21 protein-coding genes are annotated in these 24,745 nt (G+C 63.1%); 15 read left to right on the top strand and 6 right to left on the bottom strand.

All coding sequences use genetic code 11. The features are described from left to right. Window positions 1-64: 64 nt before the first annotated feature. The 3 genes from AC3EMP_RS30730 to AC3EMP_RS30720 form a co-directional block, all read right to left on the bottom strand. Window positions 65-3,196: an efflux RND transporter permease subunit gene (locus AC3EMP_RS30730; protein WP_352711177.1), complete on the bottom strand. Its 3,132-nt coding sequence runs from the start codon at window positions 3,194-3,196 to the stop codon at window positions 65-67. Next, the gene (locus AC3EMP_RS30725; protein WP_023686447.1) at window positions 3,193-4,356 is read right to left on the bottom strand and encodes an efflux RND transporter periplasmic adaptor subunit; all 1,164 of its coding nucleotides are present in this window, start codon (window positions 4,354-4,356) and stop codon (window positions 3,193-3,195) included. Before AC3EMP_RS30725 ends, AC3EMP_RS30730 begins: the two co-directional genes overlap by 4 nt. 171 nt (window positions 4,357-4,527) lie before the next feature. Next, window positions 4,528-5,355: a MurR/RpiR family transcriptional regulator gene (locus tag AC3EMP_RS30720; RefSeq protein ID WP_023686446.1), complete on the bottom strand. Its 828-nt coding sequence runs from the start codon at window positions 5,353-5,355 to the stop codon at window positions 4,528-4,530. Window positions 5,356-5,502: 147 nt separating this feature from the next. Between AC3EMP_RS30720 and AC3EMP_RS30715 the strand changes: the two genes are divergently transcribed. The 15 genes from AC3EMP_RS30715 (at window position 5,503) to AC3EMP_RS30645 (ending at window position 22,279) form a co-directional block, all read left to right on the top strand. After that, window positions 5,503-6,321 (top strand): N-formylglutamate amidohydrolase, encoded by an 819-nt coding sequence (locus tag AC3EMP_RS30715; protein ID WP_023686445.1) that lies wholly within the window; start codon window positions 5,503-5,505, stop codon window positions 6,319-6,321. Window positions 6,322-6,338: 17 nt separating this feature from the next. Next, entirely contained in the window at window positions 6,339-7,883 is a 1,545-nt protein-coding gene (locus tag AC3EMP_RS30710) for an amino acid permease (protein ID WP_023691842.1), read from the top strand. Window positions 7,884-7,961: 78 nt separating this feature from the next. Then, window positions 7,962-9,518: an amino acid permease gene (locus AC3EMP_RS30705; protein WP_023671163.1), complete on the top strand. Its 1,557-nt coding sequence runs from the start codon at window positions 7,962-7,964 to the stop codon at window positions 9,516-9,518. Between the two features lie 78 nt (window positions 9,519-9,596). After that, on the top strand, window positions 9,597-10,967 hold the full coding sequence (locus tag AC3EMP_RS30700) for a glutamine synthetase family protein (protein WP_023671164.1): 1,371 nt from the start codon (window positions 9,597-9,599) through the stop codon (window positions 10,965-10,967). A gap of 90 nt (window positions 10,968-11,057) precedes the next feature. Next, complete coding sequence (locus tag AC3EMP_RS30695) at window positions 11,058-11,513, top strand: DUF7662 domain-containing protein (protein WP_023695631.1); 456 nt, start codon at window positions 11,058-11,060, stop codon at window positions 11,511-11,513. Further along, on the top strand, window positions 11,510-11,929 hold the full coding sequence (locus tag AC3EMP_RS30690; protein WP_031196520.1) for a type II toxin-antitoxin system VapC family toxin: 420 nt from the start codon (window positions 11,510-11,512) through the stop codon (window positions 11,927-11,929). The genes AC3EMP_RS30695 and AC3EMP_RS30690 overlap by 4 nt, the downstream gene beginning before the upstream one ends. Before the next feature lie 13 nt (window positions 11,930-11,942). After that, on the top strand, window positions 11,943-13,328 hold the full coding sequence (locus AC3EMP_RS30685; protein WP_023701010.1) for an aldehyde dehydrogenase family protein: 1,386 nt from the start codon (window positions 11,943-11,945) through the stop codon (window positions 13,326-13,328). Between the two features lie 18 nt (window positions 13,329-13,346). Further along, complete coding sequence (locus AC3EMP_RS30680; RefSeq protein ID WP_023725206.1) at window positions 13,347-14,519, top strand: iron-containing alcohol dehydrogenase; 1,173 nt, start codon at window positions 13,347-13,349, stop codon at window positions 14,517-14,519. Window positions 14,520-14,758: 239 nt separating this feature from the next. Next, complete coding sequence (locus AC3EMP_RS30675; protein WP_023671169.1) at window positions 14,759-15,865, top strand: ABC transporter substrate-binding protein; 1,107 nt, start codon at window positions 14,759-14,761, stop codon at window positions 15,863-15,865. 63 nt (window positions 15,866-15,928) lie between these two features. Beyond that, a complete protein-coding gene (locus AC3EMP_RS30670; protein ID WP_023671170.1) occupies window positions 15,929-16,843 on the top strand; it encodes an ABC transporter permease in 915 nt (304 codons plus the stop codon). Beyond that, the gene (locus tag AC3EMP_RS30665) at window positions 16,840-17,631 is read left to right on the top strand and encodes an ABC transporter permease (protein ID WP_023671171.1); all 792 of its coding nucleotides are present in this window, start codon (window positions 16,840-16,842) and stop codon (window positions 17,629-17,631) included. The genes AC3EMP_RS30670 and AC3EMP_RS30665 overlap by 4 nt, the downstream gene beginning before the upstream one ends. 30 nt (window positions 17,632-17,661) lie before the next feature. Beyond that, complete coding sequence (locus tag AC3EMP_RS30660; protein ID WP_488494714.1) at window positions 17,662-18,726, top strand: ABC transporter ATP-binding protein; 1,065 nt, start codon at window positions 17,662-17,664, stop codon at window positions 18,724-18,726. Window positions 18,727-18,875: 149 nt separating this feature from the next. Then, on the top strand, window positions 18,876-20,429 hold the full coding sequence (locus tag AC3EMP_RS30655) for a cation:proton antiporter (RefSeq protein ID WP_023695635.1): 1,554 nt from the start codon (window positions 18,876-18,878) through the stop codon (window positions 20,427-20,429). A gap of 88 nt (window positions 20,430-20,517) precedes the next feature. Continuing rightward, window positions 20,518-21,426 carry an endonuclease/exonuclease/phosphatase family protein gene (locus tag AC3EMP_RS30650; RefSeq protein ID WP_023710922.1) on the top strand — a complete coding sequence of 303 codons (909 nt, stop codon included), beginning with the start codon at window positions 20,518-20,520 and terminating at the stop codon, window positions 21,424-21,426. 7 nt (window positions 21,427-21,433) lie between these two features. After that, window positions 21,434-22,279: an EamA family transporter gene (locus AC3EMP_RS30645; RefSeq protein WP_023710923.1), complete on the top strand. Its 846-nt coding sequence runs from the start codon at window positions 21,434-21,436 to the stop codon at window positions 22,277-22,279. A 29-nt stretch (window positions 22,280-22,308) separates the two neighbouring features. Here AC3EMP_RS30645 and AC3EMP_RS30640 read toward each other — a convergent pair whose 3' ends face one another. The 3 genes from AC3EMP_RS30640 to AC3EMP_RS30630 form a co-directional block, all read right to left on the bottom strand. After that, window positions 22,309-22,542 carry an MFS transporter gene (locus AC3EMP_RS30640; protein WP_027049806.1) on the bottom strand — a complete coding sequence of 78 codons (234 nt, stop codon included), beginning with the start codon at window positions 22,540-22,542 and terminating at the stop codon, window positions 22,309-22,311. Between the two features lie 236 nt (window positions 22,543-22,778). Further along, on the bottom strand, window positions 22,779-23,096 hold the full coding sequence (locus tag AC3EMP_RS30635; protein ID WP_023814631.1) for a Dabb family protein: 318 nt from the start codon (window positions 23,094-23,096) through the stop codon (window positions 22,779-22,781). A gap of 19 nt (window positions 23,097-23,115) precedes the next feature. After that, window positions 23,116-24,744 (bottom strand): GMC family oxidoreductase, encoded by a 1,629-nt coding sequence (locus AC3EMP_RS30630; RefSeq protein WP_023691834.1) that lies wholly within the window; start codon window positions 24,742-24,744, stop codon window positions 23,116-23,118. Window position 24,745: the final 1 nt, after the last annotated feature.

Here is a 24,745-nt window from a genome sequence, read left to right as displayed (position 1 = left end):
TGGCGCTGCACCCCACCCCGGACCTGCGGTCCGACCCTCCCCACAAGGGGGAGGGTAAGCGGAGCTATTCCGCCGGCTCGACATTGGCGTACGCCGCTTCCTCAAGCTCCCGCTTCAGCCTCGCTTCCTCATGCGCCTTCGGCGTGACGAAGCGGCCGAGCAGGAGGTAGGCGACCGGGGTCAGGAAAAGCGTCGAGACGGTGGCGAGACCCAGCCCGCCGACGATGACCCAGCCGAGCGCGATGCGCGCTTCGGCACCGGCGCCGGCGGCCAGCACCAGCGGGACCCCGCCGAGGATGGTGCAGATCATCGTCATCATCACCGGCCGCAGGCGGATGATCGAGGCCTGCTCGATCGCCTCGCGCACGCCGAGGCCGCGGTCGCGCAGCTGGTTGGCGAATTCGACGATGAGGATGCCGTTCTTGGCCATGACGCCGACCAGAAGCACGAGGCCGATCTGGCTGTAGGCATTGAGGCTGGTGCCTGACAAAAGCAGCGCAAAGATTGCGCAGGCAAGGCCGAGCGGGACCGTCGCCATGATGATGACGGCGCTGACGAAGCTTTCGAACTGGGCGGCAAGCACCAGGAGGATGATGACCAGCGCGAAGCCGAAAATGGTGATCATGGCGCTGTTGGTCTCGCCGAGCGTCGCGGCTTCGGCCAGCGGCAGGACGCGGCTGCCCGGCGGCAGCAGCGGGGCGGCGATCTGCTCGGCAACGCCGAGCGCGTCACCCAGTGCGAAATTGCCGTTCAGGTTCGAGGTGATCGCCACCGAAGGCTGCTGCTGTTCGCGGGTCAGCGACGGCGGCACGGCGCGCTCGGTCAGCGTGGCGATGGTCGACATTGGCACGAAGCGGCCGTCGGCGGTCTTCAGGAAGATGTTTTCCAGATCGGTCGGATCATTGATCGGGTTGGTGGTCGAGACCAGCTTCACGCCATAGCTGCGGTCGGCGATGTAGACATCGACGACATCGTTGCCGTCGAGCATCGCCTGCAAGGTGTTGGCGAGCCCTGATATGTCGATGCCGAGATCGGAGGCGCGCTCGCGGTCTATGGCCACCGCCAGCTGCGGCTGCGTCGGGTCGATGGAAAGCCGCGGCGTCTGGAAGCGCGGATCGGCCTGCATCCGGGCGATGATCTTCACCGCCGCGTCGCCGAGCGCCTTGCGGTCGTTGCCGACCAGCGCGAATTGCAGGCCGTTGCCGGCGCCGCGAATGCCGAGGCTATTGGCCTGCACCGGGAAGATGCGCACGGATGGCACCTGCCGGGTCAGCTGGCTTATCTGCGCCATGATCTCCTGCTGGCTGCGCGTGCGCTCGTCCCACGGCGCCAGCGTCATCACCATGAAGCCGGAATTGTAGGCGCCGTTCTGGCCGGCGTTTTCGAAGGTCGAGACGATCTCGCCGGAATCGCGCAGCGGCTGGATCAGCCGCTCGATCTTCTGCATCTGCTGCGTGGTGTAATCGAGGCTGACGCCTTGCGGCGCGTTGATGCGCAACAGCACGACGGCGCGGTCCTCGCTCGGCGTCAGTTCCTGGCGGATGGTGCCGAACAGGCTGAAGGCGACGCCCGCAAACAGCACCGCAACCAGCAGCACGATCCACGGCGCGCCGAGGCAGGCATGCAAGGCGCGCTTGTAGGCCGCGTTCAGCGCGCCACCGACGCGCGCGCCAATGCCGTGACCGCCTTCATGGTGGAGCGATGCGCCGGTCAACATGCGCGAGGCCAGCATCGGGCACAGCGTCAGCGCCACCACGCAGGAGAGCAGCACCGACATGGCGAGGACGAAGCCGAATTCGCGAAACAGGCCGCCGGTCTGTCCCGGCAGGAAGGAGATCGGCACGAAAACGGCAACGAGCGTCAGCGTCGTGGCGATGACTGCGAAGAACACTTCTTGGGCGCCGAGCACGGCGGCGGCACGAGGCCCCATGCCTTCGTTGCGCCGTCGCACGATGTTTTCCAAAACGACGATGGCGTCGTCGACGACAAGGCCGGTCGCCAGCACCAGCGCCAGAAGCGTCAGAATGTTGATGGAGAAGCCTGCGAGATAGATGGCGGCGATGGTGCCGATCATGGCGACCGGCATTGACAGACCAGGGATCAGCGTCGCGCGCCAGTCGAGCAGGAAGATGTAGATGACGATCAGCACCATGGAGATCGACAGGCCGAGCGCGATCTCGACCTCGTGCACGGCGCCGTTGACGAAGACTGCGTCGTCGCTGGTGATCTTGATCGACATGCCCTTGGGCAGGTTTTCCTGCAGCTTGGCGACGGCTGCTTTCACTCCGGTGGAAATATCCAGCGTGTTCGATTCCGCCTGACGGATGATGCCAAGGCCAATGCCGGTCTTGCCGTCGGAGCGCAACGAGGTCTGGCCGATGTCGGGACCGAGCGTGACGGTGGCGACGTCGCGGATGCGCGTCGTGCCGCCGATGATGATGTTTTCGAATTCTTCCGGCGTCGTCACATCGGCCGTGGTGCGGACGATGAGATCCTGGTTGGTGGTGGTGATCGAACCGGCTGGTGAATCGAAAGCGACCGAGGCAAGCGCTGCCCTCAGATCGGCGACAGTGAAGCCGAGGCTGGCGAGCTTGTTCTGGTCGACATCGATGCGGAAGATCTTGTCGCGGTCGCCATAGACCTGAACGTCGGCGACGCCAGGCACGGCAGCCAGTTCGTCCTCGATCTGGTCCTGGACAATCACCGTCATGTCCTGCACCGACATGGTGTCGGAGGTGACGGCCAGTCGCATCACGGCATCGGAATTGGCATCGGCCTTGACGATGCGCGGCGGATCGGAGGTCTCCGGTATCATGTTGGCGACACGGCCGACCGCGTCGCGCACGTCGGAAGCGGCGACGTTCAAATCGACGCCGTCGTTGAACTCGATGGTGACGCGGCTCTGGCCGAAGGACGAGGTCGACGAGATCGACTTGACGCCGGATACGCGCGCGACCGCACCCTCGATGGTGTCGGTCAGTTCACGGTCGACGGTTTCGGCGGCGGCACCCTCGAAAGCCGTCGACACGGTGACCACGGCGCGGTCGACATCGGGCAGTTCGCGGATTTCGACGCCGTAGAAAGCGGCAAGGCCGGCCACTGCGATCAGCGTGTTCAGCACGAAGGCCATGACCGGCCTGCGGATGAAGAGAGCGGTGAAGCCGGTTTCGCTGGCGGTGCTGACAGGCGCGGTCATGAGCCTTCGGCCGCGTCCGCGGCGCGCTGATCCTGGCCGGCGATGCGGACCGCGCCGCCTTCGCTGACGCTCTGGGTGCCTTCGGTCACCACCATGTCGCCATCCTCGATCTCAGCGTCGATCAGCACCGTCTCGGTGTTGCGCTGGATGATGCGCACGGGAACGCGCCTGGCCTTGCCGTCCTCGACCTGCCAGACATAGGCGCCGTCGGAACCCCACAGGATCGCCAGGGGGCTGACGGCCGGGTAGGTGTCGCCGGGGAAGCGCATGGTGATGCCGAACGACATGCCGGCGCGCAGCGAATCCGCCGGATTGGCGATTGCAGCCTTGACCAGCAGAGTGCGGCTCTTTTCGTCGATGTGGTTGTCGATGGCCGACACGGTGCCGGTATAGGCCTTGCTCGGATTGGCGATCGGCGTCGCCGACAGTTGCGCGCCGACCTTGACGGCGGCGGCAAAGCGCTCGGGCACCAGGAAATCGACCAGGATGGAGGAGCGGTCGTCAAGCGTGGCGATCGCCGACTGGCTGGTGACGTAATTGCCGGCCGATATCGGCAGGATGCCGACCGTGCCGGCGATAGGGGCGACGATCGAACGACGCTGCAAGGCGAGTTCGGCATCCTGCAGCGCCAGTTTGGCGCCGGCCAGCACCACTTGGGCATCGGCGACGGCGACCGGGGTCGCGGCGTTGGAGGCCCTCAATGATTTCACCCGCTCGAGCTTGTCCTGGGCATCCTGCAAGGCGAGCTTGGCACGATCCTGCGAGATCACCTCGGTCTCGGAATCGAGAACAGCGATGATCTGCCCCTTGTCGACGCGGGTGCCGGACTGAACGAGGAATTCAACCAGCCGGCCGGAGCTGTACGGGTTGACCGTCACCGAGGCGTTGGCGCGGCCGGTGCCGATCGCCTGCAGGCGATCGTTGATGGTGGCGGTGGCCGCAGGCAAGGCGACGACATTTGCCGGGCGGCCGGCAGCGTTGCGACCGCCTGCCTGTTTTGTCGTGTCGACCGCACCGGTTGTGGCGGGCGCCGAAGCATAGGTCCAGTCGATACCCCAGCGTGCCAGAACCTCCGGCGCGCCCGGGAAGAATCGCGCCCAGGCGAGGACAGCCGCGACCAGGATCACAAGCGCAAAAACGATCTGTTTCCAGGCGACCATCGACACTCCGGTTGGCAAAACGTCTACCGGTTTCACCAAGCAAAAAAACGCGCAGCGACGCACCCGGTATGTGCGAAGCCGCCGCAATATCATGGCTTTATGGCAATTCTGCCGCTTCCATGCACATTAAATCTGCGTAATTTTGCGCACCTGCGGCCGGGATTGAGCGTGTCAGCGCAGGCTTTCCAGGTCGCGGATGCGCTTGGCGCTGTCGGCCTCGAGCTGCCTGGTGACAGCGCCGATCAGCGTCTCGGCGACAACGAACAGAGCGGCGGAAGAGTCCCACGCCGAAGGCACGGCGGTGCGTCCTGCAATGACATGGCGGGCGAAGCGGGCGATCGGCGATAGCCACTGGTCGGTGAACAGCACGATCTGTACGCCGCGCTGATGCGCGGTCTCGGCAAAGCGTACCAGACTGTCCTGGTAGCGCCTGATGTCGAAGATCACCAGCACGTCGCGCTTGCCCATGTCGATCAGCCGGTCGCGCCAGATGCTCTCCTGACCGGCGAGGTGATAAACGTCGGGCTGGATGATGGCGAGGTGGGCGGCCATGTAGCGCGCCAACGGATCGGTGAAGCGGCCGCCGATCAGGAATGTCTTGCCGCGCCGTTCGGCGAGCCTTTCGGCGATGTCGGCAAGCTGCCTGTCGGACAGATGCCTGAAGGTCTCGCGCATATTGTCCAGCGTCGCCTCCAGCATTGGCGACACGGCACTGCTGCCCGGTGAGGCCGGATTGAGCGTGCGCGATGCCGGCGACTGCAATTGCGCCGCCAGTTCGTCCTGCAGCGCCGACTGGAATTCGGGATAGTTCTGGAACCCCAGCCTGGAGACAAAGCGCAGGATGGTCGGCGACGATACGCCGGCGGCGGTCGAGAACTCGGCGACCGTCTTCAGCCCGATCAGCGGATAGTTGGCAATCAGCGTTTGCGCGGCGCGGCGCTCGCCGGCCGGCATCGTGCCGATGCGGTCCGAAATCAGTTCGGCAATGCTGGAAATCATCGTTTTCCCCACCCCTGAGCCCGTCCAGACCGCTTCCCCGAAATCGCGTTTGACAAAGCCGGACAAACTGTATGAAATCATCCACAGGGACGCAATGACGCAAAATACGTAACATAAGATACAGCGCTCCCCAGGGGACGGCAGACTATGGAGAGAGCACGGCCCGCCAGCCTTGCATCGTCTGATACCGTAGGGGTGACGAACCCCGGCGGGTCCAGCCCTTTCGTGCTGACCTGCGACCACGCTTCCAACTTCCTGCCATCCGAATTCGGCACGCTTGGCCTGCCGGCCGAAGATCTCTCCCGCCACATCGCCTGGGACCCCGGCGCGCTGCCGGTGGCCCGCCGCATCGCGACCGCCCTCGATGCGACGCTCATCGAAACCCGCATCTCGCGCCTGATCATCGACTGCAACCGTCCGCTCGACGCACCGGACCTGGTGCCGCCGGTCAGCGAGACGACGGCCATTCCGGGCAATGCCGGCCTGTCGGACAGTGAGCGCGCCGAGCGCATCGCTTTGTCGTGGCGGCCGTTCCACGACACGATCGCATCGATCATCGACGACCGGCAGGCGCGTGGGCAGGAGACCCGGCTGGTGTCGGTGCATTCCTTCACCCCGGTCTACAAGGGCAAGAACCGGCCCTGGCATATCGGCATCATCCACGATGACGACCGCCGGCTGGCGTCGCCGCTCATAGCGGCGCTGCAGCGGCTCTCCGGCGTCAGTGTCGGCATCAACGAGCCCTATTCGCCGGCCGACCGCGTCTATTTCACTTTGGAGCGCCATGCACGCTCGCGCGGCCTTGCCTGCGCAATGATCGAAATCCGCAACGACGAGATCTCCGGCGAGACCGGGCAGCGGAAATGGGCGGATCTGCTCACAGGCATTTTTTCTGACCTGGAACCCGAGGAGGCCAAGGGTTCCCGGCGACACGCAGTGGGAAAGTCAGTTCAATCGGCCAGCTAGAAAAACAGGGGACGAAAATGGCAGGACCGGACAAATCAGACGCTGAAAGATCGGAGGATGTAAAAACCCTCCATAGCATGGGCTATGCCCAGGAGTTGGCTCGCCGCATGAGCGGCTTCTCGAACTTCGCTATTTCCTTTTCGATCATTTGCATTCTGGCGGGCGGCATCACGTCCTTCCCGCTGGCCATGGCGACCGGCAGCGGCTTCGAGGCGACTGTCGGCTGGGTCATCGGCGGCGTCTTTGCACTTGTCGTTGCCGCGTCCCTTGGCCAGATCGGCTCGGCCTATCCGACGGCCGGCGGTCTCTACCACTGGTCGTCAATTCTCGGCGGGCGCGGCTGGGGCTGGGCCACGGCCTGGATCAACTTGCTCGGCCTGGTCTTCGTCGTCGCCTCGGTCAATGTCGGCGTCTACGCGCTGTTCAAGGACCTTGTCTGGTCCGGCGTGTTCGGTAACGACGTCTCCGCGTGGGGCTATCAGGAGCAGGTGATCGGCGTTGTGATCATCACGGTCGCGCAGGCGCTGATCAACCATTTCGGTATCAGGCTCACCACCATGCTGACGGATTTCTCGGGCTACCTCATTCTGGTCGTCGCCGTCGTGTTGACCGCGATGTTCCTGATCTGGGGCGCAAGCTGGGATTTCTCGCGGCTCACCACCTTCGTCAACAACACCGGTGATCCAGGCGCAGGCTACGTTCCGACCGCACGGACGGCACTCGTCGCCTTCCTGATCGGCCTGCTCTACCCACTCTACACCATCACCGGCTTCGACGCTTCGGCCCACACGTCCGAAGAGACCCACAATGCCCGCGTGGCGGTGCCGCGCGGCATGATCCATTCGGTTCTGTGGTCGCTGGTGTTCGGCTTCGTCATGGCCGTTTCGTTCGTACTGGCCAGCCCCGATCTGGCAGCGACGGCCAAGGATGGCGCCAATGCCTGGTTCAATCTCTTCAACAATCTGCCGGCGCCATTCCTGCTGAAGAGCATCATTGCCATCGCGATCGTGCTGGCGAACTTCATCTGCGCGCTCGCCGGACTGACGTCGACCTCGCGCATGATCTTTGCCTTCGCGCGTGACGGCGGCCTGCCCGGTTCGTCGGTGTGGAAAACCGTCAGCCCGACATGGCGCACGCCCGTGGCGGCGATCTGGCTCGGAGCGGTGCTCGCAGTCGCAGCGACATTGTACTCGCCGGCTTTTGCCGCACTGGCGGCCGGCTGTGCATTGTTCCTCTACGTGTCCTACGCCATGCCCGTGGCCGCCGGCCTGCTTGCCGAGGGCAAGAGCTGGACCGAATTCGGCCCGTTCCGCCTCGGCATCTGGTCCAAGCCGTTCGCCGTCATCACGGTGCTTGGCGTTCTGGTGCTGATGTATGCCGGCATCCAGCCGCCCTTCGACATCCTGATCAACTATGCCATCGGCCTGATCGTTCTGCTGGTGGTTCTGTGGTTCGGCATCGAATCGCGCCGCTTCAAAGGCCCGCCGATCGGCGCCGACATTGCTCGCCGCGCTTCCGAGATCGCGGCCGCGGAAGCAGCCGTCGGCCAGACGGCAGGCTAACAGCAAAGACTAGATGCTCCGGCCGGCGCAAGCCGACCGGGGCAGGGCCGGCCAGCTAAGAACGCAAAGGGGACTACAATGGCAGCACCGGGTTATTCAGACACAGATAAGGCGGAAGACGTAAAGCACCTCCATTCCATGGGCTACGCCCAGGAACTTGAGCGGCGGCTAAGCCGCTTCTCCAACTTCGCCGTTTCCTTCTCCATCATCTGCATCCTGTCGGGCGGCATCAATTCGCTAGCGCAGGCAACGTCGGGCGCCGGCGGTATCGGTATCGGCATCGGCTGGCTGGTCGGCTGCTTCGTTTCGCTCACCTTCGCGGTCGCCATGTCGCAGATCAGCTCGGCCTATCCGACGGCCGGCGGCCTCTATCACTGGGGTTCGATCCTCGGCAATCGCGGCACCGGCTGGGTGACGGCCTGGCTCAACCTGCTCGGCCTGATCACCGTGCTCGGCGCCATCAATGTCGGCACCTGGACGTTCTTCATCGGCGCCTTCGGGCCGACGCTCGGCATCGAGGGTACGCTGACCAATCAGATGATCTTCCTGGTCATCATCACTGGCGCCCAGGCCCTGATCAACCATCTCGGCATCAAGCTGACGGCGAAGTTGACCGATTTTTCGGGTTACCTGATCTTCTTCGGCTCGATCCTGATTGCGGTCGTCTGCCTGTTCTCCGCCGAGACCTGGGATTTCAGCCGGCTCTTCACCTTCCACAACTACTCGGGTGAGGCCGGCGCCAGCGTCTGGCCGTCCGTCTCGAACGCCTGGGTGTTCGCTCTCGGCCTCTTGCTGCCGATCTACACCATCACCGGCTACGATGCTTCGGCACATACTTCCGAGGAAACCATCAAGGCGGCCTCATCGGTGCCGCGTGCGATGGTGATGTCGGTTATCTGGTCGGCGGTCTTCGGCTATTTGTTCCTGGCCGCCTTCGTGCTGATGATCCCCAACATGGACGACGCCGCCAAGCAGGGTTGGAACGTGTTCTTCTGGGCCTTCGACCAGCGCGTCAGTCCCGGCCTCAAGGAGTTCGTCTATCTCGTCGTGTTCATCGCCCAGCTGCTGTGCGGCCTCGCAACCGTCACCTCGGCTTCGCGCATGATCTTCGCCTTCTCGCGTGACGGCGGCCTGCCGGGCTCGTCGGCACTGGCCAAGGTCAGCCCGACCTATCGCACGCCGGTGGCGGCGATCTGGACGGCGTCGGTCCTGTCGGTGCTGTTCGTTTGGGGTTCGACGCTGGTTTCGGTCGCCGGCACTTCGGCCTACACCATCGTCGTGTCGTGCACCGTCATCTTCCTGTTCCTGTCCTTCACCGTGCCGATCGTGCTCGGCATGCTGGCCTGGGGTACCCCGAAGTGGGACAAGATGGGACCGTGGAACCTGGGCCGTGGCATCTTCATGCTGTTCGGCGTTCTCTCGATCGTGTCGATGATCCTGATCTTCATCATCGGCATCCAGCCGCCGAACGACTGGGCGCTGTACATCACCGTCGGCTTCTTCATCCTGACGGCGATTGTCTGGTTCGCCTTCGAGCGCAATCGCTTCCAGGGCCCGCCGCTGGGCGACATCATCGCGGCGCGCCAGGCAGCGATCAAGGCCGCCGAACAGGCGGTCGGCGAAACCGGCCACTGACGTCACCATCATGGCCATGGCCGGCGGGCAGCCGGCTATGGTTCGTCCTCAACGACCAAGCACTGGAGTGCCAAAGGAATGGCCGGAAATTTCTCGTTCGATCAGTTGAAGAAAGCGGTCTCCAATGGCGAGATCGACACGGTGCTGGCCTGCATCGTCGACATGCAGGGGCGGCTCGCGGGAAAGCGTTTCCTGGCGCAGTACTTTGTGGATTCTGCTCATGACGAGACGCATGGCTGCAACTATCTGCTCGCCGCCGACATCGATATGGAGCCGGTGCCGGGCTACAAGGCGGCAAGCTGGTCGAAGGGCTATGGCGACTTCGTCATGAAGCCGGACCTTGCGACACTGCGGCGGATTCCGTGGCTGGAAAAGACCGCGCTGGTGATCTGCGACGTGCTCGACCACCACACCCATGACGACCTTCCGCATTCGCCGCGCGCGATGCTGAAAAAGCAGGTCAAGCGGCTCACCGAACGCGGCTATATCGGCTACTTCGCCTCCGAGCTCGAATTCTACCTGTTCAACGAGACCTATGATTCCGCCCGCAAGAAGCACTGGCAGGGCCTCGATACCGCTTCGCCCTATATTGGCGACTACCAGATCGGCATCACCACCAAGGAAGAAGGCGTCATGCGCCGGCTTCGCAACGAGATGGAAGCGGCCGGCATTCCGATCGAGAATTCCAAGGGCGAATGGGGCCCAGGCCAGGAAGAGATCAATGTGCGCTATGCCGAAGCGCTCGACATGGCCGACCGCCACGTCATCCTGAAGAACGGCGCCAAGGAGATTGCCGAGTCCGAAGGCAAGTCGATTTCCTTCATGTCGAAATACAATTACGGGCTCGCCGGTAATTCCAGCCACATCCACAATTCGCTGTGGAGCGCCGACGGCAAGACGCCATTGTTCTTCGACAAGAAGGCGGACTGGACTTTGTCCACGCTTGGCCAGCAATGGGCGGCTGGGCAGCTCAAATATGCCAGGGAGTTTACCTGGTTCCTAGCGCCCTACATCAACTCCTACAAGCGCTTCCAGGCCGGCACCTTCGCACCGACCAAGATCATGTGGAGCGAGGACAACCGCACCGCCGGCTTCCGCCTGTGCGGTGAGGGCACCAAGGGCATCCGCATGGAATGCCGCATCGGCGGCGCCGACCTGAACCCCTATCTCGCTTTCGCCGCGCTGATCGCCGCCGGCCTTGCCGGCATCGACGAGAAGCTCGAACTGCAGAAGCCGTTCGTCGGCGATGCCTACCAGGCCTCGCGCCTGCCAGAGATCCCGAAGACGCTTCGCGACGCCACCGAGACGCTGGCCAAGTCGAAGATGCTGAAGCAGGCGCTCGGCGATGACGTGCTCGAACATTATGTCCACACCGCAAAGTGGGAGCAGTTCGAATACGACCGCCGGATTACGGATTGGGAACTGCACAGGGGGTTCGAGCGGTATTAAAACTTTATACAGCTTTAATGTTGACAATGTAGTGAAGTTAGTACCATATGGTACCTGTAAATTGCAGTGCGCTACATTGAGGAGTTTGCAATGTCCAAATATGCGCCGCTCAAGGACTTCCTCATTGCCCAAAATGTCGATCGCGTTCCGATGTCATTCGCCGAAATCGAGAGAGTGCTCAATCTGCCGCTGCCCGCATCGAAGCAATACCCTGCATGGTGGAGCAACAATCCGAGCAACAATCCCATGACAAGGGAGTGGCTTGAGGCCGGGTTCGAGACCGAATCCGTCAATATAGGGAGTGGGAAACTGGTATTTCGCCGCGTTCGCAAAGTGCCCATTTCGGCGCCGCCCAGTGGTAGCGTGCCTGCCGCGCCAAAGGAGGCGCGCGCGGATCGCCACCCCGGTTTTGGTTTCATGAAGGGCCTGATAACAATCGAAGCCGGATTTGATATCACCAAACCTTTCGATGACGAGCCATGGGACCGGGGCTATCTGGGCGGTGAGGCTGACGCGCGCGACGGCAAACTTGCGGTGCGTAAATGAGCGAAGAGCCAAACCTGCTTCTGGATACATGTGCGATGATCTTTGTCGCCAACGATAGTCTGATCGATCCGCACGCAAGCCGGGAGATTTCGGAAGCGGCCTATGACGGCCGTCTGTATCTTTCGCCGATGTCGGCATGGGAGATCGGAATTGGCGTAGCCAAGGGCCGGCTCAATCTGCCATTGGCGCCACTCGACTTCGTGGAGAGATTCATCGAGCGAATGTCGGCAAAGCTCAGCGCTATCTCACCAGCCATTCTGATTGCGTCATCCAACCTGCCCGGTCCGCCTCATGGTGATCCCATGGATCGGATACTGATGGCAAGTGCGAGAGCGTTGGACATGGTTCTGGTGACGCGTGACGAGCCCATCCTTCGCTATGGCCGCAATGGCCATCTGCGCACCCTAGCCTGCTAACTTGGAGTATCCTTTGGAAACCGTAAAACTCAAATCGCCCATCGATGGTTCGATTTACGCCGAGCGGCCGATCGCGACCGACCAGGCGATCAATGCCGCGGTCGAGCGCGCCAAGGCGGCGCAGGAGAAGTGGGCGCTGACGCCGATCGTCGAGCGCGGCAAATTTATGCTGGCGATGCTCGAAGCGCTGGTCGCGATGACCGACGAGATCGTGCCGGAGATCGCCTGGCAGATGGGGCGACCGGTGCGCTATGGCGGCGAGTTCGGCGGCGTCAGGGAACGCACCAATTACATGGTCGAGATCGCTGAAGCCGCGCTGAAATCCGTGCCGGCATCCAACCCGAAGGACGGCTTCCGACGCTATGTGAAGAAGGATCCGCTCGGCGTCGTCATGGTGATCGCGCCGTGGAACTATCCCTATCTGACCGCCGTCAACACCATCGTGCCGGCACTGATGGCCGGCAATACCGTTATCCTCAAACATGCGGCGCAGACGCTGCTGGTTGGCGAACGGTTCCAGCAGGCGTTCGACAAGGTTGGGCTGCCCAAGGGCGTGTTCCAGAATGTCGTGCTGAACCATGCCCAGACCGAGAAGCTGCTCGGCTCGGGCAAGATCGACCATGTCAATTTCACCGGTTCGGTCGGCGGCGGCCGCGCCATCGAGAAGGCGGCGGCCGGCACCTTCATGACGCTCGGGCTCGAACTCGGCGGCAAGGACCCGGCCTATGTGCTGCCCGACGCCAAGCTCGACCATGCGGTGGCCAATCTGGTCGACGGCGCCTTCTACAATTCCGGCCAGTGCTGCTGCGGCATCGAGCGCGTCTATGTGCATGAGAAGGTCTACGACCAGTTCGTCGAAGGTTTCATCGCCGAGACGAAGAATTATGCCGTCGGCAATCCGCTGGAACAGGCGACGACAATGGGGCCGATGGCTCAGGCGCGCTTTGCCGACCTGATCCGCGAGCAGAAGGCCGAGGCGCTGCGCAAGGGTGCAATCGCACACATCAATATGAAGGTGGCTAACGACAAGGCCGGCTCGCCCTATCTGGCGCCGGAAGTGCTGACCGGCGTCGACCACCAGATGAGCGTCATGCGCGAGGAAAGTTTTGGCCCGATCGTCGGCATCATGAAGGTGCGTAACGACGAGGAGGCGATCGCGCTGATGAACGACAGCCCCTACGGGCTGACCGCTTCGATCTGGACCGGCGATATCGAGCATGCGGTGGCGATCGGCGACCGCGTCGAGACCGGCACCGTGTTCATGAACCGCTGCGACTACCTCGATCCGGCGCTGGTCTGGACCGGCGTCAAGGACACCGGCAAAGGCGTTGCCCTTTCGGCGCTCGGCTACGACAATCTGACCCGGCCGAAATCCTTCCATCTGCGCGAAGCCATCTGATTTTTTGAAAGACAAGACATGTCCAAGCTGATCTCCAAATGGAACTACCCGACCACCGTCCGCTTCGGCGCCGGGCGCATCAAGGAACTGCCTGAGGTGCTCGCTGCCACCGGCATTAAGCGGCCGCTTTTCGTCACCGATCCGGGGTTGGCGAAACTGCCGGTCGTCGCTTCGACGCTGAAAATCCTCGACGACGCCAAGGTATCCTATGGCGTGTTCTCCGAGGTGAAGCCGAACCCGGTCGATTCCAACCTCACCGCCGGCATCGCCGTGTTCAAGAAGGGCAAGCATGACGGCGTCATCGCCTTCGGCGGCGGTTCAGCGCTCGATCTCGGCAAGCTGATCGCGTTCCAGGCCGGCCAGACGCGACCGATCTGGGACTTTGAGGATGTCGGCGACTGGTGGACGCGCGCCAATTCGGATGCCATCGCGCCGATCATCGCCGTGCCGACCACTGCCGGCACAGGCTCGGAAGTCGGGCGTGCCGGCGTCATCACCAATGAGGCGACGCACACCAAGAAGGTCATCTTCCATCCGAAGCTTTTGCCGGCAATCGTCATTGCCGATCCGGAACTGTCGGTCGGCATGCCCGGCTTCATCACCGCCGGCACCGGCATGGATGCGCTGGCACATTGCCTCGAAGCCTATTGCGCGCCGGGCTACCATCCGATGGCCGACGGCATTGCGGTGGAAGGTGTGCGCCTGGTGTTCGAGAACCTGCCCAAGGCCTACGCCAACGGCAAGGACCTTGTCGCGCGCGCCCACATGATGAGTGCGGCCGCCATGGGTGCTGCCGCCTTCCAGAAGGGTCTTGGCGCCATCCACTCGCTGTCGCATCCGATCGGCGCGCTCTACGACACCCATCACGGCATGACGAATGCGGTGTTCATGCCCTATGTCTTGGCCTTCAATCGCGACTCCATCGAGGAGCGGATTGCCCGGCTCGCTGCCTATTGCGGCATCAAGGGTGGCTTCGACGGCTTTGCCAAAGCGATCATCAAGCTGCGCAAGGAATTGAAGGTGCCGCATGCGCTGCCCGGCCTGATCAAGGGGCTCGACATGGACAAGAAGCGCAAAGGGCTGATCGCCGACATGGCGGTGGTCGATCCGACCGCCGGCGGCAACCCGGTCAGGCTGACCAAAAAGGCGGCGCTGACGCTGCTCGAGAACACTATCGCCGGCACTGTCTGAGGCGGTTTCTGTGCCGGACGTGATCTAAAAACGAAGGGAAAGGAAGGGCAAGGGGGCAAAAAGCAAGGCAATAAACCATTAGCCGGGAAATTAAGTCGAGGCTAATTGCTACAGCCGGTTAAAAAGAGTTAACTTTTCGTACCGCCGGGGGCCAGTTTCAAAAAGCTTTCATCTGGCTGTCATATGAAACCGATACCGCATCGCAGGCGTCCAGGACGCCAGTTCAACGGAGAGAACACATGTTCAAGTTCACAGGGAAAGTGCTTTCCCTTTCGGCCGTCGCCCTCATGGCGACCTCTGCTATCTCGTCGGCCCAGTCCATGGATGAACTGGTTGCCGCTGCGAAGAAGGAAGGCCAGCTCACGACCATCGCGCTGCCGCATGACTGGTGCGGCTACGGCGCCGTCATCGACGGCTTCAAGGCAAAGTATCCTGAGATCACCATCAACGAACTCAACCCCGATGCCGGCTCCGGCGACGAGGTCGAGGCGATCAAGGCCAACAAGGACAACAAGGGCCCGCAGGCGCCCGACGTCATCGACGTTGGCCTGTCCTTCGGCCCGACCGCCAAGGCTGACGGCCTGATCCAGCCCTACAAAGTGTCGACCTGGGACTCGATCCCCGACAGCGCCAAGGATGCCGATGGTTACTGGACCGGCGACTACTATGGCGTGCTATCCTTCCTGGTGAACAAGGACCTCGTCAAGGAAGCGCCTGCTGACTGGGCTGACCTGCTGAAGCCGGAATTCGCCAACACCGTGGCGCTTGCCGGCGACCCGCGCGCCTCGAACCAGGCCATCCAGGCCGTCTACGCGGCCGGCATTTCCGGTGGTGCGGCTGCCGGCGAAGCTGCTGGCACTGCTGGTCTCGACTTCTTCAAGAAGCTTAACGCCGCCGGCAATTTCGTGCCGGTCATCGGCAAACCGGCGACCCTGGCACAAGGCCAGACGCCGATCCTGGTGACCTGGGATTACAATGCACTTGCCGGTCGCGACACGCTGAAGGGCAATCCGCCCGTCGACGTCGTCGTGCCCAAGACCGGTGTCGTTGCCGGCGTCTATGTGCAGGCGATCAGTGCTTTCGCACCGCATCCGAACGCTGCCAAGCTCTGGCTGGAGTATCTCTACTCCGACGAAGGCCAGATCGGCTGGCTGAAGGGCTATTGCCACCCGATCCGCTTCAACGATCTTGCCAAGAACGGCAAGCTCCCGGCGGACGTGATGGCCAAGCTGCCGCCGGCCGAGGCTTACGCTGCCGCGGTGTTCCCGACGCTGGACGAGCAGGGCAAGGCAAAGGAAGCCGTCACCAAGAACTGGGATGCCGTCGTCGGCGCCAACGTCAAGTAAGGCTTGAAACCAACCGGGCGGCCTCGCGGCCGCCCGGTGTTCCTCGGAGACGGTAGCCGGCGCATGACAGATATCTCGCTTTCCGATCACGCAGTTGCCGGGAAGACCGCGCCCCCCAGCGAGGCGCGTGCAATGCGACTGCCGACGCAATGGCTCGGCGTTGCGCCATTCTTCATCTTCGCCATCATGTTCCTGATCCTACCCACGCTCTATCTGATGCTGGGTGCATTCCAGAACGATGCCGGCGAATTCACGTTCGAAAACATAGCAGCACTGGCGCAGCCATCGATTGTCGCCGCCTACTGGATCTCGCTCAAGGTCAGCCTTTCCTCCTCGCTGATCGGCGCCTTCGCAGGTCTCGGCATCGCCATCGCCATCGTGCGCGGCGGCCTGCCGGAGTGGATACGTTCGGCGACGCTGACATTCTCCGGCGTGGCTTCCAATTTCGCCGGCGTACCGCTGGCCTTCGCCTTCATCGCCACGCTCGGACGCCTCGGTCTCGCCACGGTGCTGCTCAACACCGTGTTCGGCCTCAACATTTATGCGCACGGCTTCAACATCCTATCGTTCTGGGGCCTGACGCTGACCTATGTCTATTTCCAGATTCCCCTAATGGTGGTCATCATCACGCCGGCGATCGACGGCTTGAAGAAGGAGTGGGGCGAGGCTGCGGCGACGCTTGGCGCCACCCAGACGCAATACTGGCGCATGGTGGTCATCCCGGTGATCTGGCCGAGTTTCCTCGGCACGGTCATCCTGCTCTTCGCCAATGCCTTCGGCGCCATCGCCACCGCCTATGCGCTGACCGGCTCTTCACTCAACATCGTACCGATCCTGCTCTATGCGCAGATACGCGGTGACGTGCTGCACAATGCCCATCTCGGCTATGCGATCGCCTTCGGCATGATCGTCATCACCGGGCTGGCCAATGTCTTCTACATTTGGTTCCGGACGCGCTCGGAGAGGTGGCTGAAATGAAGTCCGGAAAATTCTGGGCCTGGGTCGTCTTCGGGCTGGGCGCGGCCTATTTCTTCATTCCGCTGATCGCGACGGTGGAATTTTCCTTGCGCATGCGGCGCGGCGCTTATTCCTTCGACGCCTATCAGATCGTGCTTGGCGACCCTCGTTTTCAGGCGACCTTTGGCTACTCAGTGCTTGCCGCCATCTTCACCATCATTCTGGGCGTGTTGATCGTGGTGCCCGCCGCCTACTGGATTCGACTGCGCCTGCCGCAACTGCGGCCGATCGTAGAGTTCATCACGCTGCTGCCGCTGGTCATTCCCGCCATCGTCATCGTCTTCGGCTATATCAGGATGTACGGTTCGAATTCGCCGCTGCCGTTCCTGGCGACCGACATGGGCACAAATGCCTTGCTGGTCATCGGCTATGCAATGCTGGCGCTGCCCTACATGTATCGCGCGGTCGATACCGGACTGCGCACCATCGACGTCAGGACGCTGACCGAAGCGGCGCAGATCCTTGGCGCCGGTTGGGGCACGATCATTGGTCGTGTGATCCTGCCCAATGTGCTGATCGCCGTGCTGTCGGGCGCCTTCCTTACCTTCGCCATCGTCATTGGCGAATTCACCATGGCCAGCTTGCTCAACCGGCCCGCCTTCGGCCCCTATCTGCAAAACGTTGGCGCCAACCGCGCCTATGAGCCGGCGGCGCTTGCCATCATCGCCTTCGCCATCACCTGGGGCTGTATGTCGCTGATCCAGATCCTGTCCCGTTTCGCGCCGAGATCGGCGAACCGCCCGAACTGATCGACAAAGTACTGATCGAAAGAAAAAGCCATGGCCGAACCATTCCTCTCCATCCAGCATGTGCGAAAATCCTTCGGCGCCACCACCGTGGTCGAAGATTTCAATCTTGATGTCGAGCCGGGCGAGTTCGTATCCTTCCTTGGGCCATCGGGTTGCGGCAAGACCACCGTGCTGCGCATGGTCGCCGGTTTCGAAGAGCCGTCGGCGGGCAAGATCGTCGTCGCAGGCAAGGACATCACGAGGCTAAAGCCCAACCAGCGCAATGTCGGCATGGTGTTCCAAGCCTATGCGCTGTTCCCCAACCTGACGGTGGCGCAAAACATCGGCTTTGGCCTGAAGGTCGCCGGCATGCCCAAGGCGGACATCGACAGACGCGTGGCCGAGATGCTCGACATCATCAAGCTGCCGCAGATGGCCGACCGCTATCCCTACCAGCTCTCCGGCGGCCAGCAGCAGCGCATCGCGCTGGCGCGTGCCATCGCGCCGAAGCCGAAGCTGCTTTTGCTCGACGAGCCGCTGTCGGCGCTCGACGCCAAGGTACGTGTGTCGTTGCGCGAGGAAATCCGCTCGATCCAGAAGAAGCTCGGCATCACCACCATCTTCGTCACCCATGACCAGGAAGAGGCGCTGTCGATCTCCGACCGCATCGCGGTGATGTATGGCGGCAAGGCCGAGCAGGTCGGCACGCCGTTCGAGATCTACAACCGGCCGGCGACCAAGTTCGTCGCCAACTTCGTCGGCACGCTGAACGTGCTCGAAGGCAAGGTCACTGACGCCGCGGCCGGCACGGTGCAAGTCAACACGCAGGAAGTCTCGCTCAAGGGCAAGCTCAACGGCTCGAAGTCGGGCGACACGCTGTCGCTGGCGCTGCGTCCCGAGGCGATCTCGCTCGGACGCCAGCCCGGTCGCGATTTAAGCCTGTCGGGCGAAATCTCCGAAGTGCACTTCCTCGGCTCGGTCATTCGCGTTCGCGTCGGCATCGGCGGCAACACGGTGTCGCTCGACACCTTCAACAGCCCGGCAACGCCACCGCCGGCTGTCGGCGAGAAGGCCGACATATCGTTCTCATCGAGCGATATGCTGGTGCTGCACTAGCAAAGCAGCATCCTGGGGCGACCGAGGCGGTCGATTCAAGCTGGCGCGATGAACGGCCGTATCATTGCCGGACCCCGAGTGCTGGATAATCAACAGCATCTTGCCATCCAGCCACTGCCCATGATGCCGCTTCGCCGTTACGATGGGCCATGGCGCTATTCGAACTTACCCTCATCCTGCTTCTGGCTGCCGTCGCGCTGACGGCGCTGTCGCGGCGGCTGGAAATTCCCTATCCGTCCCTGCTGGCTCTGGCCGGCGTCGCGATTGCCTTCGTACCCGGTGCGCCGACGATCGAGATCGATCCGGAGCTGGCGCTTGCCCTGTTCATCGCGCCGGTGCTTCTCGACGCCGCCTATGACACGTCGCTGCGCGACCTCAAGCGCTACCGGCTGTCGCTCGCGCTGCTGGCGCTAGGCGCCGTGGTCTTCACCACCGTGGTGGTTGCCTTGGTCGGCTGGAAGATGGCCGGCCTGCCGATCGCGGCGGCAATCGCGCTCGGCGCCATCGTCGCGCCACCGGATGCGGTGGCCGCATCCGCCGTGCTCAGCCAGTTCAAGGTACCGCACCGCATTACCGCCATCCTGCAGGGCGAGAGCCTGCTCAACGATGCCACGGCGCTGCTGATCTACCGGCTGGCGGTTTCGGCGGCGCTTGGCACGATCATGCTCAGCAACGCCGTTCCGGTGATCCTGCTGGCAACGATCGGCAGTGTGATCGCGGGCTATCTGTTTGGCCGCGTCTCGCTGCTGTCGCTCGGCCGCATCGAGGATGCGGCGAGCAGCACGGTGGTGCAGTTTGCCGGAACCTTCGCCGTGTGGATCATCGCCGACAGGCTGGGCCTTTCCGCCATCATCACCATCGTCGTCTATGCCATGACCATTGCGCGCAGGGCGCCGCGCCAGTCGTCGGCGAGACGCCGCGTCAGCACCTATTCGGTCTGGGAGTCGGCCGTGTTCGTGCTCAACGTGCTGGCTTTCGTGCTGATGGGCCTGCAGGCACGCACGATCGTTGGCAGGCTGGCCGGCGACGGGCAAGGCGAAGCATTCCTTTTCGCCGCAACGGTGCTGGTCGTCGTTATCGTCGCGCGCCTTGTCTGGGTGGCGAGTTACGTCGCGATCATCCGGTGGCTTGCCCGCTTCGGCAGCCAAGAGGCAAGGCGGGAATTGCCGACATTCGGCGGCGCCGTCATTGTCGGCTGGTGCGGCATGCGTGGGTTGGTGACGCTGGTGGTCGCCATTGCGCTGCCGGCCGATTTTCCCGGCCGAGACCCGATCGTGCTTGCCGCCTTCGCGGTGGTGCTGGGCACGCTGGTGCTGCAAGGCATGACGCTGAAGCCGCTGCTGCGCTGGATCAACTTCGACCCCGATAGAACCGTCGACAATGAGGTGGCGCAAGCGCGCGTCGCCATCATGCAGGCAGCACTGGACGTGCTGAGCCGCAAGACATCTGCGGCCGCCGCCGTCGTGCGCGAACAGTATGAAGCGCAGCGCCTGATTGCGGAAAACCCGGAGGACGCTCAGGCCGCGACCGAATACGACCGGCTGCGCCTCTATGCCATCAACCGCCAGCGCGACACGCTCGAGGAGTTGCGCAGCAACGGCACGATCGGCGACGAAGCCTACCACCGGCTGGAGGAAGAGATCGACTGGGCCGAACTGGCGGCATCGCCGGCGGGCCGGTTCCAGCCGCTGACCACATCATAGACGCTGGCCCAGTTCCGCCGTCGTGCCGGTACATTGCAACCCATCTGCCGAACCGCTACTGCCAAAGCGAAATTGAGCCGGATAAGCAATGAAGCTGGTCAGCTACAACATCCAGTACGGGTTCGGCGGCGATGGCCGTTACGATCTTTCGCGCTGCACCAAGCTGGTCGACGGCGCCGATATCATCGCGCTGCAGGAGGTCGAGCGGCATTGGCAGCGCACCAATGAGGACGACCAGCCGGAGGTCCTGTCCAAGCTGCTGCCTAGCTATTACTGGGTCTATGGCCCGGCCTTCGACATGGACGCCAGTGAGCGGCGCGACGGCCGGGTCGTCAACCGCCGCCGCCAGTTCGGCACCATGCTGCTGTCGAAGCTGCCGATCGCCTGGTCGCGGCTGCACGCGCTGCCCATGCGCCGCACGCTCAAGCCGCTCAACACCCGCAATGCGGCGCTCGAATGCATGATCCGCACACCCGCCGGACCGGTAAGGGTCCTGTCGCTGCACCTCGCCCATGTCGCGGCGGAGGAGCGGCTGGAGCAGATCGACTATCTCTTGGCCGAGCATCGCCGCGCGCCGTCCGAGGGCGGCCCGTGGAGCGGCGCGGACGATGAGCCTTCGCGCAACTGGACCAGCGGCGAGGCCGAGCCGGAGAACCCGACAGCTGCGATCTGGATGGGCGATTTCAACATGGAGCCTGGCAGCGCCGAATACAGCCGCATCGTCGGCAGCACGCCCTATCATCGCGGGGCAGCTTATCTCGACGGCTTTGTTGATGCCGCTGCCGTCGCTAGCGAGCCGGCTGCCGATTTCCACACCCATGTGAAAACGATCGACGGGAAAGTGGCAAAACGCCGGCTCGACCATTGCTTCGTCGGCGGTATGTTCGCGGACCGTGTGCGCTCGGTCAGTGCCGATATAGGCGAGATCGCTTCAGACCATTTTCCGGTCCGGATCGATATCGATCTCGAAACGCCTTTGAGCTCAGGAGATCGGTGAGCCCTCGATGACGCTTTTCGTCTTCTTCGCGGTGCTTGCCGCCGCCGCCATGCACGCGATCTGGAACGCGCTGGTCAAGGTCCATCTCGATCGCTTCCTGTCGATCACGCTGATGACACTGGGCATGGGTTTTGCCGCACTGTTCGTGCTGCCCTTCGTCGAGTTTCCAAAGGCCGCGGTATGGCCCTTTATAATCGCCTCGGTGCTCTTTCACATGGGCTACCGGACCTTCCTGATCGGCGCCTACAAGGCCGGCGATTTCGCCCAGACCTATCCGCTGGCGCGCGGCACGGCGCCGCTTTTGACCGCCCTCGGCGGCGTTGTCGTGGTGCAGGAGATGCCGGCGCCTTTCGCCATCCTCGGCATCCTGCTGCTGTCGGCCGGCACGCTGGTGATGTCGTTTCGCGGCGGCGCGCATCTGGAGCGGATCAATGTGCGGGCGGTCGGCTTTGCGCTCGGCACTTCGATCTTCATATCCAGCTACACGCTCTCCGACGGCAGCGGCGCGCGGCTGGCGGCGACGGCGCAGAGCTATGCCGCATGGCTGTTCATCTGCGATGCCACGTGGGCGCTGGTGCTGTGCCTCATCTTTCGCGGGCCCAAGGCGCTGCCCGTGCTGGCGCGTGACTGGAAGGCAGGCCTGTTCACCGGCGTGCTCAGCGGCGCGGCCTACTGGATCGTCATGTGGGCGATGACCAAGGCGCCGATCGCCTCGGTGGCGTCGTTGCGGGAGACGTCGATCCTGTTTGCCATGATGATCTCGGTTTTCGCGCTCGGCGAGAAAATGACAGGCTGGCGCGGCGCCGCCGCGCTCAGCATCGTCGCCGGTGTCGTGGCCCTCAGACTGGGCTGAGAGCCTGATACTTCAGCCGAGCACCGTCATCACCTGTCCGCGCCGTTCCGGACTGAAGCGGATGACGACGATGATGCAGACGGCGACCACGCCGGCAAACAGCGCCAGCGCGTAGCCATGAGATTGGGCGAGAAGGCAGCCAGCGGGCCGATCACCGAATAGCTGACGATGTTGAGCATCAGAATGGGCTTGCGGCCATATTTGTCGGCCAGCCTGCCGAAGAAGAAGGCGCCGATGAAGCGTGTCGCCAGCGTCAGGAACAACGCTTTGGAGACTGCCGGGACGTCAGTGTTGAATCAGGTTGCGATATCGGTGAGCAGGAACGTCAGAAGGAAGAAATCAAAAGCGTCGAGCGTCCAGCCGAGGAAGGAGGCAAGGACGGTTTTCTTCTGCTGCGCGGTGAGAGCCACGACGTTCCTCCTAAACGCCCCCGGGGAACGATATGTTCCTTGGGGCGCAAAAGAGAACAGGCGTCAGCCGGCTTTCGAAAGAAGCGCGGTCACTTTTTCGTAATGTCGAGATCGAACACCATCAGCCCGTCGGTGCCGCCTTCGAGCGCTGCGACCAATCGGGCGCCGGCGCGCTGATGCGCTTCATGCACGAGATAGGCGTCGCGGGCGGCGGCATCGCGGAAGTCGATGGTGAAGGCATGGCTGAAGCCGCGCGCGAACGGCTCCGGGCTGACATTGGTGCTGAAATGGACCGTGTCCATGCCGTCGACAACGGAGCGCAGTGCTTCGAGATCGGCGTGGATTGCCGTGCGCTCGGTGGCGGGCACATCGCCGCGGAAGCGTACGAAGACGCAGTGTCTGATCATTGGTGGTTCTCCTAAGTGGCTATGCGGCCCGATTGCCGGAGAACACCGCCGGCGGCAGCGGCTCGCGGCCGAGGATGATGTCGGCGCCTTTTTCGCCGACCATGATGGTCGGCGCATTGGTGTTGGAGGAAGGCACGCGCGGCATCACCGAGGCATCGCAGACGCGCAGGCCCTCGATGCCGCGCAGGCGCAGGTCCGGTGTGACCACCGCCATATCGTCATGGCCCATGCGGCAAGTGCCCACAGGGTGATGGTCGGTCTTGGCGGTGCGGCAGGCATAGTCGATCAGCTCGTCATCGCTGGCGAGCGATGGTCCGGGCAGCACCTCGCGCAACACGTAAGGTGCAAGCGCCTTCTGCCGCATGATCTCGCGCGCAAGCCTGAGGCCCTTGATCGACATGGCGCGGTCATAAGGGTCCGACCAATAGTTGGGATCGATCAGCGGGTGGTCGGCCGGGTCGGCGCTGCTCAGCCGCACCGTGCCGCGCGAGCGCGGGCGCAGGAAGGCCGAGTTCAAGGTCACGCCGGGGTTCTTCAACCTCTCGACGCCGGCCTCGATGCCGGAGCCGAGTCCCAGATGAAACTGGATGTCGGGCGAGGCGGCGGTCGGATCGGCGTACCAGAAGCCGCCGGTCTCGAACAGGCTGGAGGCGACCGGCCCTTTCTTCAGCAGCAGATACTGCAAGCCGGCCCACGCGGTGCGGTGCAGCTTGGCGTAGTTGTCATAGGTGTGGTCGCCGGTGCATTCGGCGATAACGAACAAATCGAGATGGTCCTGCATGTTGGAGCCGACACCGGGCAGATCATGCACCGGCGTCACGCCGACCGATTTCAGGTGATCAGCCGGGCCGATGCCCGACTGCATCAACAGCTTCGGCGAACCGATGGCGCCGGACGAGACGATCACTTCGCGCTCGGCGCGCATGATGGTCTTCTCGCCGCCGGGTTTGTCGACGATCTCGACGCCAATGGCGCGGCCTTTCTCGACGACGATGCGGGTGACCAGCACATCGGTTCGGACCGTCAGGTTCTTGCGGGCGCGGATGGGCTTCAAATAGGCGACCGAAGCGGATGAGCGCCGGGCGTCCTTTTGGGTCAGCTGGTAGTAGCCGACGCCTTCCTGGCTAGCGCCGTTGAAATCCGGGTTGAAGGGGATGCCCATCTCTTGGCCGGCGCGGAAATAGGCCTCGCAAATCGGCAGCGGCGAAATCGGGTTCGACACGCCGAGCGGCCCCTGGTCGCCGTGAAAATCGTTGGCGAAGCGCTGGTTGTTCTCGGCGCGCTTGAAATAGGGCAGCACGTCGCGATAGCCCCAGCCCGCGAGGCCCTCTTCCTTCTCCCATGCGTCGTAGTCGCGAGCGTTGCCGCGCGTGTATATCTGGGCATTGATGGACGAGCCGCCGCCGACCACCTTCGCCTGCGTATACCAGAAGACGCGGTCCTGCATGTGCCTCTGCGGCACAGTCGACCAGCCCCAGGAAGCGATGCCCTTGGTCATCTTGGCAAAGCCCGCCGGCATGTGGATGTAGGGGTGCCAGTCCTTGCCGCCGGCCTCGAGCAGCAGCACGGAATTCGCTGGATCCTCGCTCAGCCGGTTGGCCAGAACGCAGCCGGCCGGGCCGGCACCTACGATGATGTAGTCGGTCATA

Source organism: Mesorhizobium sp. P160219 (genome assembly GCF_057786095.1).
This window is presented reverse-complemented; position numbering and strand designations above follow the sequence as displayed.

Coding starts and splice junctions, on each gene's coding strand:
- AC3EMP_RS30700 (WP_023671164.1), top strand. CDS start 9,597: ATGGCCGGAAATTTCTCGTTCGATCAGTTGAAGAAAGCGGTCTCCAAT.
- AC3EMP_RS30680 (WP_023725206.1), top strand. CDS start 13,347: ATGTCCAAGCTGATCTCCAAATGGAACTACCCGACCACCGTCCGCTTC.
- AC3EMP_RS30715 (WP_023686445.1), top strand. CDS start 5,503: ATGGAGAGAGCACGGCCCGCCAGCCTTGCATCGTCTGATACCGTAGGG.
- AC3EMP_RS30650 (WP_023710922.1), top strand. CDS start 20,518: ATGAAGCTGGTCAGCTACAACATCCAGTACGGGTTCGGCGGCGATGGC.
- AC3EMP_RS30710 (WP_023691842.1), top strand. CDS start 6,339: ATGGCAGGACCGGACAAATCAGACGCTGAAAGATCGGAGGATGTAAAA.
- AC3EMP_RS30690 (WP_031196520.1), top strand. CDS start 11,510: ATGAGCGAAGAGCCAAACCTGCTTCTGGATACATGTGCGATGATCTTT.
- AC3EMP_RS30720 (WP_023686446.1), bottom strand. CDS start 5,355: ATGATTTCCAGCATTGCCGAACTGATTTCGGACCGCATCGGCACGATG.
- AC3EMP_RS30670 (WP_023671170.1), top strand. CDS start 15,929: ATGACAGATATCTCGCTTTCCGATCACGCAGTTGCCGGGAAGACCGCG.
- AC3EMP_RS30655 (WP_023695635.1), top strand. CDS start 18,876: ATGGCGCTATTCGAACTTACCCTCATCCTGCTTCTGGCTGCCGTCGCG.
- AC3EMP_RS30630 (WP_023691834.1), bottom strand. CDS start 24,744: ATGACCGACTACATCATCGTAGGTGCCGGCCCGGCCGGCTGCGTTCTG.
- AC3EMP_RS30675 (WP_023671169.1), top strand. CDS start 14,759: ATGTTCAAGTTCACAGGGAAAGTGCTTTCCCTTTCGGCCGTCGCCCTC.
- AC3EMP_RS30645 (WP_023710923.1), top strand. CDS start 21,434: ATGACGCTTTTCGTCTTCTTCGCGGTGCTTGCCGCCGCCGCCATGCAC.
- AC3EMP_RS30665 (WP_023671171.1), top strand. CDS start 16,840: ATGAAGTCCGGAAAATTCTGGGCCTGGGTCGTCTTCGGGCTGGGCGCG.
- AC3EMP_RS30705 (WP_023671163.1), top strand. CDS start 7,962: ATGGCAGCACCGGGTTATTCAGACACAGATAAGGCGGAAGACGTAAAG.
- AC3EMP_RS30660 (WP_488494714.1), top strand. CDS start 17,662: ATGGCCGAACCATTCCTCTCCATCCAGCATGTGCGAAAATCCTTCGGC.
- AC3EMP_RS30725 (WP_023686447.1), bottom strand. CDS start 4,356: ATGGTCGCCTGGAAACAGATCGTTTTTGCGCTTGTGATCCTGGTCGCG.
- AC3EMP_RS30730 (WP_352711177.1), bottom strand. CDS start 3,196: ATGACCGCGCCTGTCAGCACCGCCAGCGAAACCGGCTTCACCGCTCTC.
- AC3EMP_RS30635 (WP_023814631.1), bottom strand. CDS start 23,096: ATGATCAGACACTGCGTCTTCGTACGCTTCCGCGGCGATGTGCCCGCC.
- AC3EMP_RS30695 (WP_023695631.1), top strand. CDS start 11,058: ATGTCCAAATATGCGCCGCTCAAGGACTTCCTCATTGCCCAAAATGTC.